The following is a 12,931-nucleotide window of genomic DNA, read 5'->3' on the forward strand; positions in this document are numbered from 1 at the left end:
TGCGGCCAAGGCAATGTCGGCTTCTTGGCCGGGGCATAACCCATGTCTATAAGCCGACACCTGGAGGGGCTGCCTCCATCGCCTCGGCCATGACCGCGCGCATCTCCTCCACGAAGAGGTCGATCAGGGCCAGGGCCGGTGGATCCTCCAGCGTGATCGCGTTGATCGGCGCGCGGACATCGGGAGCCAGCGCATGGAAGGTCAGGTCCGGCGCGCTGAGCGCCGCGGCGGTGTAAGCATCGGTCACCGTCACCCCTTGCCCTTCGCGCACAAGGGCAAGCGCGGTGTAGTAGGTGTGCGAGGTCACGATCTCGTTGGGCACGATCTCGAGCCGGGTCAGCTCGTTGACGAAGAGATCAGCGAGCGGCCCGCTGTCGCGAAGGCCGATGAAGTCCCGCCCGTCGAGCACTTCCATCGCCACCGGCGCCGCGCCCTGCGGCAGCTCTCCCTTGGGCGCGACCACGACAAGTGCCGCATTTCCCACGGGAACCTGCCGCAAGGGCACCTGCCGCACGACCCGGTAACCGATGGCGACGTCGCACTCACGCTCAAACAGGCTGCGCTCCACCTCTCGGCTGTGGAGGGTGGTGATTTCGAAGGTCACGTCGGGGTTCGTGCGGCGCAGGCGCGCCACCGCACGCGGCGCGACGACGAGCCCCAGTGAGGGCAGCACCGCGACCCGCAGATGCCCGCCCTTGCGCGCGCCGATATTGCGCGCCGCGCGCGACAGGCGCCCGAGCCGACTGTAGACCTCGGCCACTTCGGCGAAGAGCTCGTGCGCTGCCTCGGTCGCGACCAGACGCCCCCGGGTGCGCTGGAAGAGCTCATAGCCAAGCTGGTCCTCGGCATGGCGCAGGACCTTGCTGACAGACGGCTGCGAGACGTTGAGCGCGCGCGCCGCCTCGCTGATCGAGCCCTGCTCGTAGACCGCGTGGAAGATCTCGATGTGGCGCAAGCGCATGTCCGCCCTCCTTTTCCTGACAACAGCCGCTCTTATAGACAACGGTTATACCCTAAGGAAAAGCCATCATTGGACCATCCCCGGTGAATCCCGGATCACCGTTGCAGATTTGTGTCAGCGCTGACGGACGGCCTGACCCGAACCAACATCCAGGGGGATAGACCATGCTCTTGTCTGCACGTTCACACCGGCTGCGCGCCGGCCTGCTCATCACCAGTGGCCTTGCCGCACTTCCGCTGGCCGCTCACGCGCAGGACACCATTCCTGCACCGGCCCCGGACGATGCAATCGCCAACGAGATCGTCGTCGTCGGCTCGCAGATCAAGAACCTCAAGACCGCAGGCGAACTGCCGGTCTCGGTGGTGAGCGACGATGACATCAGCGCGATTGCACCGACCTCGGCGGCCGACCTGCTGCAGGCCCTGCCCGCCAACGGCACGATGAATTTCAACGGCACCGACACGGTCTCGGGCGGCGTCCACTCGGCGCGCGGCGACGTCGCCTCGGTGAACCTGCGCTCGATCGGTTCGGGCAACACGCTGGTCCTCCTGAACGGCCGCCGCCTCGTCCAGCACCCGGGCACGCAGACCGAGGATTCGGTTCCGGTCTCGACCGTCAACATGAACACCCTGCCCGTGCGCGGGATCAAGCGCATGGAAGTGCTCCACGACGGCGCCTCGGCGATCTACGGCTCGGACGCGGTGGCGGGCGTCATCAACACTGTCCTCGACGACAGCTTCGAGGGCCTGCGCGTGGGTGGCGAGCTGGGCTTTGCCGAGAACACCGACAAGATGAAGTACTCCGCCGACCTCCAGGGTGGCTGGACCTTCAACGAGGGGCGCACCCACCTCTCTCTGGCGCTCAGCTACTACGAGGCCACCAAGGTCTGGGCGAGCGAGCTTGACTATGCGGGCGCCAGCGACCGGCGGGATTTCGTGGCCGACACGCCCTTTGCCGGCGACCTCAGCTTCGACAACCGTTCCAGCAGCACGCCCTGGGGCCAGTTCACCGCCGCGAACGCGGTGCCCGGCCTCACCAGTTCGGGCGGCGTGTTCCACATCCAGCCCGGCTCCATGTCCGGGTGCAGCGGCGCCCTGTCGGACGGCCTGTGCATTGCCGATGGCAGCCTCCAGCGCGATCTGCGCTATGACATCAATTCCTCGCGCACGATGTCGCCGGGGATCAAGCGCGGCAACGCCTTTGCCTTCATCACCCACGACTTCGGCGACTTCGAGTTCTATTCCGAACTCAGCTACTACCGCGCGCGCACCGATGAGTACCGCGGCGAGAGCTCGATCCTGAGCTCGGCCCGCTTCAACATCTCGCGCGATGCCTATTGGAACCCGCTGGGCGCGGTCGGCAACCCCAACCGCGTGTCGGGCTTCGACATTCCCGAAGAGGGCGTCGACCTCACGCTGACCAACTACCGCGTGGTCGATGCAGGCCTTCGCCACATCCGCGTCGACAACGACAGCTTCCGCCTGCTGGGAGGCTTCCGCGGCGCCTGGGGCAACTGGGACTGGGACACCGCCGGGCTCTATTCCGAGGCCACGACCAAGGACGTGACCTTCGACCGCATCTCCAACACGCTGTTCAGCCAGGCGCTCAACCGCACCGATGCGAGCGGATACAACCCGTTCAACGGCGGTAACCTCGCCAACCCCAACTGGGGCGATGCCAGCGTCAATTCGCCCGAAACCATCGACAGCTTCCTCGTCGACGTTTCGCGCTACGCCAAGACCACGCTGGCTCTTGCCGACTTCAAGGTCTCCAACGGCAGCCTGCTCTCGCTTCCGGGCGGTGATGTCGGGATTGCGCTTGGCGTGGAATGGCGCCGCACCAGCTTCAGTGAGGACTACGACGACCGGCTCGACGGAACCACCAACTTCATCGATGCGGTCACCGGCGAGATGATCAACCAGTCCGACATCATGGGCTCGAGCGTGGCGGGCGATGCCAGCGGGTCGCGCAACGTCTATTCGGCCTTCACCGAACTCGCCGTCCCGCTCGTCAGCCGCGACATGGACGTGCCGCTGGTGCGCGCGTTCAACCTTCAGCTGGCAGGCCGCTTCGAGCACTATTCGGACGTGGGCAGCGTGTTCCGTCCCAAGTTCGCGGCATCCTGGTATCCCTTCGACCAGCTGCAGATCCGCGGCTCGTATGCCGAGGGCTTCCGCGCGCCGAACCTCGAACAGCTCAACACCGACGTCACCACCCGCGTCAGCACGGTGATCGACTACTACGCCTGCCAGGCGAGCGTGAACAAGGGCGACATCGCAAGCCTGGGCGCGTGCGCGGGCAACGACCGCGTGGAAGAACGCCGCTTCGGCAACACCCAGCTGAAGCCGGAGAAGAACGCCAGCTACTCGATCGGCGCGGTCTTCACACCGGCCCCGCGCTGGACCCTGACGGTCGACTACTGGCACATCAAGCAGCGCAACCTCGTCGGCATCTTTGGCGCGGAGAACATCGCCGCGCTCGACTATGTCTCGCGCCTTCAGGGCAATGGCGGCCTCTCGGGCGTCCACCGCGCCGATCCCACCGCCGATGACATCGCCTTCTACCAGGGCAGCGGGCTCGATCCCCTGGGCGAAATGGTCCAGATCGACGACATCTTCACCAACCTCGACACGCGCACCAGTGCGGGCATCGACTTCGGGCTCTACTATCAGCCGCCCGAGACCCCGATCGGCAGCTTCGACATCAAGTTCAACGCCTCCTATCTCGACAAGGCGTATCAGGGCCTTTCACCCCAGGCGCAGCAGATCCAATCGGTGCTGGGCGCCGAAGTCCCGCTCGAGGCCGTGGGTGATCTCATCGAGCGCGACGGGCGGCCCAAGTGGCAGGCCTCGGGCACGCTGACCTGGAAGAAGGACGGCTGGGCCGCAGGCCTGTTCGGACGCTACGTCGGCTCCTACTACGACACCGGCGTCGTGCAGGACGAGACCAACGCGTACTGGAAGGTCGACGACTGGTTCACCATGAACGCCTACCTCCAGCACACCTTTCAGGAGGGGGCCCTTTCGGGCAGCCGCGTGCGCTTTGGTGTGCGCAACCTGCTCGATTCCAAGCCGCCCTTCCTCGATGCGACCTACGGCTACGATGCGAGCCTGGCGAGCGCGGAAGGCCGCTTCTTCTACACATCGATCCAGGCGAGCTTCTGAATGCGCGCTTCGACCTGAGCCCTCCCGGGCGCAACTTGCGCCCATTCAAATAAACACAGCCGCCGGAAAGTGTACCTTTCCGGCGGCTGTCCGCATCCCTTCGGACCCGGCGCCCACTGCCGGATCCTTGCCGAACGTAATGTTCTTTTGCTGCCTCTCTTTCCCGGTTGGATTCATCGCGGCCCGGGGATAGACTCCGCGCCAAATGCGGACCCTCGAAGAGGATTGAATTTTGGTAGCTGAGCGTTTGGGGTTCCGGCAGGCCGCGGTGTGGCTTTCGGAGATTGTCGGCCCGGATTCGGGCTATGTGAATGTCGGGATTGTATACACCGTTGCGATCAGCCTGCTTTCGCTGGCCACGCCGATCTCGGTCCAGCTTCTCATCAACAGCGTGGCGCGCACGGCGCTTGTCGCGCCCTTGTGGATTCTCTCGGGCGTTCTGTTCGCGCTGCTGCTGATCGTGGCGGGCCTCAGCGCCTTGCGCATCTACCTCCTTGCCATCTTCGAGCGGCGCATCTTTGCCCGCATCGTGGCCGAGATCACGGTGCGCGCGGTCCATGCGCAGAACCCGTTCTTTGCCGATGAGAACCGCGGCCACCTGTTCAACCGCTACTTCGACCTGGCCATCGTGCAGAAGTCGGTGCCCAGCCTGGTGATCGGCGCCTTCACCATCGTCCTGCAGGGCGCGGTGGGGCTGATGGTGACGAGCTTCTACCACCCCTTCTTCCTGGCCTTCAACCTGGTCCTGGTGCTGGCCTGCGGCGGCATCTGGCTGCTCTGGCGGCGCGGTGCGATCACGGGCGCGGTCGGCGTCAGCCACGCCAAGCACAACGCCGCGCACTGGCTGGAGACGGTGGGCGCCTCGAACGGCTTCTACAAGTCCGCGCGCCACCTCAACTTCGCGATGGACCGCTCCGAGGCGGTCACCGCGGACTACATCCGAGCGCACAAGAAGTACTTTCGCTACAGCTTCGCGCAGACGCTGGGCTTCTTCCTCGTCTATGCCGTCGCGGGCGCCGCGCTTCTCGCCATGGGCGGCAACCTGATCCTCGCGGGGCAGCTCTCGATCGGCCAGCTTGTCGCGGCCGAGCTGATCCTCTCGGGCGTCTTCTACGGCATCTACCAGCTGGGCTGGTACCTCGACACTTTCTACGATCTGGTAGCGAGTTCCGAGGAACTCTCGCTGATCTTCGCGATCCCCCAGGAGCGCATCGACCGCAGCGGAACCGCGCCGAGCGATGGCGCGGTCCAGATGCGCAACGTGGAAATCCAGGGGACGAAGCTCGACTTCGCGCTGGAAGCCGGCGCGCAGGTCATCGCCGTCGCCGCGCCCGATGTCGAGAACCACATCGCCATGCTCCTGAAGCGCCACGCCCATCCTGCGCGCGGCCTTATCTCCATCGGCGGCAGCGAGATGGGCACCTTCGACATGTACCTGCTGCGCTCGGCGGTGACCGTGCTCAACCGCTCGAGCATCGTCGAGGTCACCATCCGCGAATACCTCGCCCTCGCCCAACCCCAGGGGATCGACGGGGCGGCGATGATGCGCGTCCTCGAAACCGTGGGCCTCAGCACCCGTATCTCGAGCCTGCCCAAGGGCCTCGACACCCAGCTTGCCGGTTCCGGCTCGCCGCTCACCACGGTCGAGGTCATGCAGCTCAAGCTTGCCAACGCGCTGCTCAGCGCGCCGCGCGTGCTGCTGCTCTCCCAGCTTTACGACATGATGCCTACCGAACGGCTCAAGGCTTCGCTGGAGGCGCTGCGCAAGGAAGAGACCACCGTACTCTTCTTCACCGGCCGCCCCGAGGCAATCACTCCGGATGCCTACTACTGGATGGGCGCGAACGAGCAGAGGCGCTTCGACACACGGCAGGGGCTGACCCACCACGTGGCCGCGCAGGAGGTCCGCTCGTGACTCTCGACAAGGCGCAGATCGCGCACTTTCCCTCGCTCACGAGCCTGAAGCCGCCGCGCGTGGTCAAGGTCGTCGCCTGGCTCATTGCGATGGGGCTTGTCCTCTCCGTCGCCATTCTCTTCGTGCCCTGGCAGCAGACCGCACAAGGGCCAGGACAAGTCACCGCGCTCGACCCTGACGACCGTCCGCGCCAGGTTTCCTCGCTTGTCAGCGGCCGGGTCGACACGTTCTTCGTCCATGACGGCGACTACGTCGAAGCCGGCGACCCGGTGGTGCGCGTGGTCGATGTCGACCCCGAATACCTCACCCGCCTCTCCGCCGAGAAAGCGCAGGTCGAAGCGCAGATCCAGGCCATCGAACAATCGCGCGCCGTCGCCTCGATCGACGTGCGGCGCACCCGCCAGCTTTACGACGAAGGCCTGGCTGCCCGGCGCGATTTCGAGCAGACCCAGATCAAGGTCGCCGACGCCGAGGCCAAGCTTGCCGAGGCGCGTGCCAAGCTCAAGCAGATCGAGGTCCAGCTCAACCGCCAGTCCGCACAGGTCGTGCCCGCACCGCGCAGTGGCCGCATCCAGCAGCTGAACGGCCAGGCGCTGGGCGCGCTCATCTCTTCGGGCACGACTCTCGCCTCCATCGCGCCCGAACAGATCGAGCGCGCGGTCGAACTCTATGTCGACGGGCGCGATATCCCGATGGTCGAGCCGGGCCGCCGTGTCCGCCTTGAATTCGAAGGCTTCCCGGTGATCCAGTTCAGTGGCTGGCCCTGGTTTGCGCTGGGCATCTACGACGGACAGGTCCGCTCGGTTGATCCCACCCCGCGCGGCGACGGCCTGTTCCGCGTCCTGGTTGAGCCCCTGCCCGACGCCCCCGCCTGGCCCGACCGCCGCTTCGTACGCCAGGGCAGCAAGGTCCTGGGCTGGGTCCAGGGTGACCGCGTGACGGTGGGCTACGAGCTGTGGCGTCAGGTCAACGACTTCCCGCTCAACTTCGGACAGGAGAAGGAAGCCGTGCCCTACGCGGCCGCGCCCAAGGCCTCCGCCGAGAGCAGCGACAAGAAGTGATCATGCGCCCCGGACTTGCGCTGGCCGCGCTCCTGACCACCGCCCTTGTAACCCCCGTGCCTGCCTGGGCCCAGAGCGCCACCTCGGGCCCTGACCAGGAAGCCGCGGCGCCTGCGGCGATGCCCGTGCTCACCCTCAACGAGGTGCTGCGCGCCTCGGCCCGTTCGGCCCCGCAGATCATCGCCGCGCTCAATCGCACCCGGCAAGCCGAGGCCCGCGCGCTCTCGGCCGAGGGCGCCTTCGATCTCGTCTTCTCGGTCGATGGGCGCAGCCGCGTGGAAGGCTATTACGACGGCACCTCGATCACGGGCGAGGCCAAACAGCCGCTGCTCGACAACGGCGGCTACGTCTATGGCTCCTACCGCAATTCGCGCGGCGAGTTCCCGATCTACGAGGACAAGGCCTACACCAACCGCGCGGGCGAACTGAAGGTCGGTGCGCTCTACTCGCTGCTACGCGACCGTCTGATCGATTCACGGCGATCCAAGACGCGGCTTGCCGACAACGACATCGACATCGCCCGCTTCGAGGCCGAAGCTACCGCCATCGGCGTGCAGAGCCGCGCGGTCTCGGCCTACCAGAAGTGGGTCGCCGCCGGGCTCAAGCTGCGCGCCTATGAGGCCCTCCTCGACCTTGCCCAGACCCGCAGCCGCGCCATCACGCGCCAGGTCGAACTGGGCGCGCGGCCTGAAATCCTGCTGACCGAGAACGAGCAGAACCTCGTCAAGCGCCGCGCGCTGGTGGTGCAGGCCGAGCGGGACTTCCGGGGCGCGGCCAACCAGCTCTCGCTCTACTACCGCGACCTCAACGGCAATCCTGTCGTGGTGCCCGAGGAACGCCTGCCCGGACAGGACCATGCCTTCGATTCGATGACGGTGAGCACCGACTTCGCGCTGGAAGAACGGCCCGACGTGCAGATCCTGATGGAGGAGATCGACAAGGCCAGCACCCAGCTTGCGCTGGCCGAGAACAACCTGCGCCCGCGCCTCGATCTCAAGGGTGAGGTCGCCAAGGACATCGGCTCGGAAGGTCTGGGCGGCTACAGCCGCACGCCGACCGAAGTGATCGTGGGCGTCCACTTCTCGGTCCCGCTCCAGAACCGCGCGGCCAAGGGCAAGCTTGCCGAAACCAACGCCAAGATCGACGAACTCAGCATCAAGCAGCGCTACCTGCGCGAGCAGATCCAGGCCGAAGTCGCCGGCATTTCCATCGCCGTCGACACCGCGCTGCAACTGATCGACACCTCTTCGGTCGAGCGCGACCTGGCCCGCAAGCTGGCTTCGGCCGAGCGGCGCCGCTTCGAATTGGGATCGAGCGACTTCTTCCTCGTCAACCAGCGCGAGGAGACCGCGACTGACGCCGAGGTCAAGCTGATCGAAGCGCGCGCGCGCATTGCCGCAGCCTACGCCGAGCTCGCGGCCGCGACCGCCGACCGCGAGGCGCTGGGGCTGGCAGGCATGGGCCCGTCCCCGATCCCCTGAGCCGTGCACGTCAGGTTCCGCTCCATGAACTCTTTGCGCTCTGCGCTGGCGCGAGCCCGGACGTGCGTCCACACCGCCCGTCACCGTAGCGCGAAGGGAAACAGCACGTGGGCACGTTCATCAAGGGCCGGATCGATTACCTGAGTGGCGAGGAGCAGACTGGCCGCGAATGGTTCGAGATGATCGACCATGGTGAAAACGCGGGCCGGACCTTGCGCGCCTTTTGCGAGATGGACGATGTCGGCCTCTCGCGCGATGTCTCGATGCTCCTCGATGCAAACGGGCGCCCGCGCGATGCCTTCTGCCGCGTCGTCAAGCACGGCGCGCGCGCGGGCACGACCCTTTTCCTGTGCGAAGACGGCCAGCTTGAATGCGAGGGCGAGATCGCCGCGACGGGCCGCATGTCTCAGCGCGTCCCGCTCGATGGGCAGCTTGGCTATCTCGGCCTGCACCCGCTCGTGGGCGATGCCCTCGTGGCGCTGTCGCGCGGGACCGACGACAAGGGCACCTTCCGCACCGTCCACGGCCTTGCCAACTCGGTTGCGCCCGCAGGCGATGAGGGGCTCTACGCGATGCCCACCGCGATCGACGTCGCCTACCTCGGCGAAGAGAGCGTCACCGTTCCGGCCGGCACCTTCGCCGCGCGCCGCTACGCCCTGCGCTGGCATCCTGAGTGGGAGCCCGCCCAGCTCTGGGTCCATGGTCCCGACGCGCTCTTCCTGCGCCTGACCTGGGACCAGATCGGTGCGGCCTACGAACTCGTCGAGCTGCACGAGGGCCGCTGAGACCCGATTGCCTAGTCGATGACCCGCAGCGCCTGCTGCGCAAAGCCCCGGAAACGCGCCAGCCGTTCGACCAGATCGTCGCGGCCATAAGCGCCCTCACTCGCGCGCGCCTCCACCCGCGAGGCGCGCGGTGGCACGTCGAGCGCGGCCGCCGTCACGAACCGGATACGCCAGGCCAGGGCCGCCTCGTCCACGCCGCCGAGCGAGGCCTGCAAGGCCGCACTGACCCTCTCCACACCCTCGGCGAAAAGCGCCCAGACCTCGCTTCCCAGATCCCCGCCTGCGCGCGAGAAGATCTCGTCCAGCACCACGATCGCCCGCTGCCCTGGCACATGCGCCGCCGGCGCCCAGAGCGGGACCACCAGCGCGTCCACCGCGCCCTCGAAATCCGCCCCGACCAAAGCCTCCAGAAGCTCTGTGCGGCGGTCCGCAATCCGGGCCGCGTTGAGATGTGCAAGGCGCGCCAGCAGCCCGTCGACATTGCCGAAATGGTAGCGGATGAGCGCCGAGTTCACCCCGGCGCGCGCCGCGATATGCCGTACGCTCAGGGCATGGACGCCTTCCTCGATCACGATCTGCTCGGCCGCATGGAGAAGCTTGGCAGGGGTTGCGCCGGGAGCGGGCGTGGGAGGTTCGCTGGCTTGGGACATGGTCTCTCCTAGCAAGGGCGTGCCTCCGAAAGAAGCGGCGGCTTGACGCCTGCCCGCAGCCTATTTACACATATGTGTAATTCAGGACCCACGCAAGAAGGCGGGGCCGCCATGGGAGAGAGGCGATGATGGAACGTCGCGATGTGATCAAGCTGGGCGCAGGCGCCTCGCTCACGCTGGGCCTGCCCGCTCGGGCACTGGCGGCCGATACCCGCCCGGTCGACCTGTGGGTTGCGGACAGCCGCTATCCGTTTGCGGGCGCGCCGATGGCGCCTGCCTTGCGCGCCTTCTCCATTGATGGCGACGTGACGGACCTGTGGCGCGACCTCGTCGATCCGCTGTGGCGCCAGCCGGGCACCGGCCTGGCCGGCCTCACCGGACGCGATGCCCTTTTCGTCCTCGAGCAATTGGCCTGGAGCCGGGGCCGACGCGTGGTCGAGCGCGCCAGCTACGCTCCCGAAACCACCCGCCTGCCGCAACTCGTGCGCTGGCGCATCGCTCCCCACCATCCCAGTACAAAGGCCCATCCATGAGCGTTCTGCCCCCCGATCTCGACGCTACCCGCTTCGCCGAGGCCCTGGCCGAGATGCGCCAGGCCGCAGGCGCGGACTGGGTGTTCGCCTCGGACGAGGATCTCGGGCCCTACCGCGACAGCTTCTCGCCAGTCTGGGACACCCAGCGCGAGCGCCTCGCCTCGGCCGCCGTCGCGCCCGCCGACGTCGCGCAGGTCTCGGCCATCGTGCGCATCGCGGGGCGCTTTGGCATCCCCCTCTTCCCGATTTCGACCGGCAAGAACTTCGGTTACGGCGGTCCCTCGCCCAATGTCCACGGCAGCGTGATCGTGGACCTGAAGCGCATGGACAAGGTGCTCGAAGTCGACGAGGCGCGCGCCTTTGCGCTGGTCGAACCCGGCGTCTCCTACTTCGATCTCTATCGCGCCATTGAAGAGCGCGGCCTCAAGCTCATGATCGACTGCCCCGATCCGGGCTGGGGCTCGCCCATCGGCAACAGCCTGGAGCGCGGCATCGGCTACACCATGGGCGCCTTTCGCGACCACTTTGGGGCCAGCTGCGGCATGGAAGTCGTGCTGCCCGATGGCGAGGTCATGCGCACCGGCATGGGCGCGCTGCCCGGTGCGAAGACCTGGCAGGAGTACCGCTATGGCTTCGGGCCCGACCCCGCGGGCCTTTTCGCGCAAGGCAACTTCGGCATCGTCACCAAGATGGGCTTTCGCCTCTATCCCCGGCCCGATCACTACCGCACCGCGCTGGTCACCGTGCCGCGCCGCCGCGACTTCGTGAAACTGGTCGAGCAGTGCAACATCCTGAGCGATGCGATGCTGTGCGGCGAGCCGGTCTACGCCAGCCCGCTGATGGCGCTCATGGGCAATCCGTCCTTCGCCGCCCTCGCCACGAAGAAGGGCGGCGCCTCGGACGCCGCACTCGATGCCGCGGCCAGCGAGGCCGCACTGCCCGCCTGGCAGGTCGACCTCCAGTTCTTCGGCCCCGAGGCCACGACGCGCGCCAATTTCGCACACGCGCGCGAGCGTATCCTGTCCGCCATTCCCACCGCGACCGTGATCGCGGGCGAAGACTTCCCGCTCCCTGCCACCAAGGAGCAACTGGCCAACGTCGCCCAGCCCTACCGCAGTTCGATCCGCCGCCACGGGGCGCTCGGCGTTCCCTCGCTCGGCATCTGGAAGATCGTGCGCGAGGACGGGCACCTGGGCTTCTTCCCAGTACTGGCGCGCTCGGGCGAAGAGGTCTTTCGCATGCAGCGGGTGATGGGCGATGCCCTGCATGAATTCGACCAGCTGCCCAGCTACTTCAACGCGGCGAGCGCCCCGCTCCACTGGCACCCCCACGCCTTTCAGATGGTCTTTGCCCCGCCCGTCAAGCGCGCCGACCCGGCCTTCAACGCGATGGTCGACACGGCCATGCGCCGGGCTGTCGAGGTCGCCGCCGAGCATGGCTGGGGCGACTACCGCGCCGCCCCGATCTACCAGGATGCGGTGTCCGAGACCTATTCCTTCAACAACCACGCGCTGCGTCGCTTCCACGAGACACTCAAGGACGCGATCGATCCGGCCGGCATCATCGCGCCGGGACGCGGCGGCATCTGGCCCCAACGCTTTCGCAAAAGGTGAACGCGATGCCTACGATCCCCCATCTGCTCCTCGCCACCACCGGGCTGGCGCTCGCCACGCTGGCAAGCGCCCTGCCCGCGCAAGGCTCGCCGCCTGCCCAGCAAGAGGTCGCGCGTGGCAAGGCGGTCTTCGCGCGCCACTGCGCGGCCTGCCACGGCCGTGGCCCAGGTGACGACGGCTCTGCCCACCTCCCGGGCACTGCGGCCCTTGCCGCGCGCTATCAGGGCAGCCTGCCCGGGGCCCTCGAGGAGCGCAAAGACCTCGACGCCGAAACGCTCCTCTACTTCGTGCGCCATGGCTCAGGCCCGATGCCCATGTTCCGCAAGACCGAGGTGAGCGACGCCGATATCGGGTCCATCGCCGCCTACCTTGCGGCGAGCGCAGCCTCGGTAAGGAAATAGCCCGCCACCACGCCCACTTTTCGCTCCGATCCCGAGAGAGCGACAGAACTTCTCCCGCGCACCCTCGAAAACGCCCTCACCCCCGCAATTCAGACGTATTGTATACAGAGGTTCCAAGCCGGGACGGTATAAACCTGGACGATTGGAGCACACACTTACGAAAAGCCCCTTGCAACTTTCACGGATAGTTACGCCATAATGGTACCTTCTGCACGGGCACTGCAGAGTTGCGCGAATTGACGACATGTCATTTCGCAAACTAAACGTGCAGCGACCCAACAATGCCGGGTATTTCTTCGGCACCACGCTCAGATAGTTCGTACCGACAGACAGCTCCCCCCCCCGACACGGAGGTCTTCGACCCCTG

Annotated in this window: 10 protein-coding genes; 8 read left to right on the forward strand and 2 right to left on the reverse strand. The window is 66.7% G+C overall.

The features are described from left to right. Positions 1-46 precede the first annotated feature (46 nt). Positions 47-961, reverse strand: a complete 915-nt coding sequence (locus MTR65_RS07190) for a LysR family transcriptional regulator (RefSeq protein WP_243798600.1) — start codon at positions 959-961, stop codon at positions 47-49. 164 nt (positions 962-1,125) lie between these two features. Between MTR65_RS07190 and MTR65_RS07195 the strand changes: the two genes are divergently transcribed. The 5 genes from MTR65_RS07195 to MTR65_RS07215 all read left to right on the forward strand — a co-directional run bounded on the left by MTR65_RS07195 (position 1,126) and on the right by MTR65_RS07215 (position 9,367). After that, positions 1,126-4,125 (forward strand): TonB-dependent receptor domain-containing protein, encoded by a 3,000-nt coding sequence (locus MTR65_RS07195; protein WP_243798602.1) that lies wholly within the window; start codon positions 1,126-1,128, stop codon positions 4,123-4,125. Positions 4,126-4,357: 232 nt separating this feature from the next. Next, positions 4,358-6,040 carry an ATP-binding cassette domain-containing protein gene (locus MTR65_RS07200; protein ID WP_243798604.1) on the forward strand — a complete coding sequence of 561 codons (1,683 nt, stop codon included), beginning with the start codon at positions 4,358-4,360 and terminating at the stop codon, positions 6,038-6,040. Next, the gene (locus tag MTR65_RS07205; RefSeq protein WP_243798606.1) at positions 6,037-7,101 is read left to right on the forward strand and encodes an HlyD family secretion protein; all 1,065 of its coding nucleotides are present in this window, start codon (positions 6,037-6,039) and stop codon (positions 7,099-7,101) included. Before MTR65_RS07200 ends, MTR65_RS07205 begins: the two co-directional genes overlap by 4 nt. Positions 7,102-7,103: 2 nt before the next feature. Then, a complete protein-coding gene (locus MTR65_RS07210) occupies positions 7,104-8,582 on the forward strand; it encodes a TolC family protein (RefSeq protein ID WP_243798608.1) in 1,479 nt (492 codons plus the stop codon). Positions 8,583-8,689: 107 nt separating this feature from the next. Then, positions 8,690-9,367: a hypothetical protein gene (locus tag MTR65_RS07215; protein WP_243798610.1), complete on the forward strand. Its 678-nt coding sequence runs from the start codon at positions 8,690-8,692 to the stop codon at positions 9,365-9,367. A gap of 11 nt (positions 9,368-9,378) precedes the next feature. Here the strand turns inward: MTR65_RS07215 and MTR65_RS07220 are convergent, their stop codons facing one another. Next, entirely contained in the window at positions 9,379-10,017 is a 639-nt protein-coding gene (locus MTR65_RS07220) for a TetR/AcrR family transcriptional regulator (protein ID WP_243798612.1), read from the reverse strand. A 125-nt stretch (positions 10,018-10,142) separates the two neighbouring features. Here MTR65_RS07220 and MTR65_RS07225 point away from each other — a divergent pair, with 125 nt between their 5' ends. From MTR65_RS07225 to MTR65_RS07235, 3 genes are read left to right on the forward strand one after another with little or no spacing between them, the layout of a single operon-like run. Continuing rightward, complete coding sequence (locus MTR65_RS07225) at positions 10,143-10,550, forward strand: hypothetical protein (protein ID WP_243798614.1); 408 nt, start codon at positions 10,143-10,145, stop codon at positions 10,548-10,550. Next, positions 10,547-12,163 (forward strand): FAD-binding oxidoreductase, encoded by a 1,617-nt coding sequence (locus MTR65_RS07230; RefSeq protein WP_243798616.1) that lies wholly within the window; start codon positions 10,547-10,549, stop codon positions 12,161-12,163. Before MTR65_RS07225 ends, MTR65_RS07230 begins: the two co-directional genes overlap by 4 nt. Positions 12,164-12,168: 5 nt before the next feature. Further along, positions 12,169-12,564 carry a c-type cytochrome gene (locus MTR65_RS07235; protein ID WP_243798618.1) on the forward strand — a complete coding sequence of 132 codons (396 nt, stop codon included), beginning with the start codon at positions 12,169-12,171 and terminating at the stop codon, positions 12,562-12,564. The last annotated feature ends 367 nt before the right edge of the window (positions 12,565-12,931 follow it).

Origin of the sequence: Novosphingobium mangrovi (genome assembly GCF_022818885.1) — a bacterium.
Taxonomy (GTDB): domain Bacteria; phylum Pseudomonadota; class Alphaproteobacteria; order Sphingomonadales; family Sphingomonadaceae; genus Novosphingobium; species Novosphingobium mangrovi.

Bases quoted from the DNA above. Each gene is read 5' to 3' on its own strand.
- MTR65_RS07225 (WP_243798614.1), top strand. From the start codon at position 10,143: ATGATGGAACGTCGCGATGTGATCAAGCTGGGCGCAGGCGCCTCGCTC.
- MTR65_RS07230 (WP_243798616.1), top strand. From the start codon at position 10,547: ATGAGCGTTCTGCCCCCCGATCTCGACGCTACCCGCTTCGCCGAGGCC.
- MTR65_RS07235 (WP_243798618.1), top strand. From the start codon at position 12,169: ATGCCTACGATCCCCCATCTGCTCCTCGCCACCACCGGGCTGGCGCTC.
- MTR65_RS07190 (WP_243798600.1), bottom strand. From the start codon at position 961: ATGCGCTTGCGCCACATCGAGATCTTCCACGCGGTCTACGAGCAGGGC.
- MTR65_RS07220 (WP_243798612.1), bottom strand. From the start codon at position 10,017: ATGTCCCAAGCCAGCGAACCTCCCACGCCCGCTCCCGGCGCAACCCCT.
- MTR65_RS07210 (WP_243798608.1), top strand. From the start codon at position 7,104: ATGCGCCCCGGACTTGCGCTGGCCGCGCTCCTGACCACCGCCCTTGTA.
- MTR65_RS07195 (WP_243798602.1), top strand. From the start codon at position 1,126: ATGCTCTTGTCTGCACGTTCACACCGGCTGCGCGCCGGCCTGCTCATC.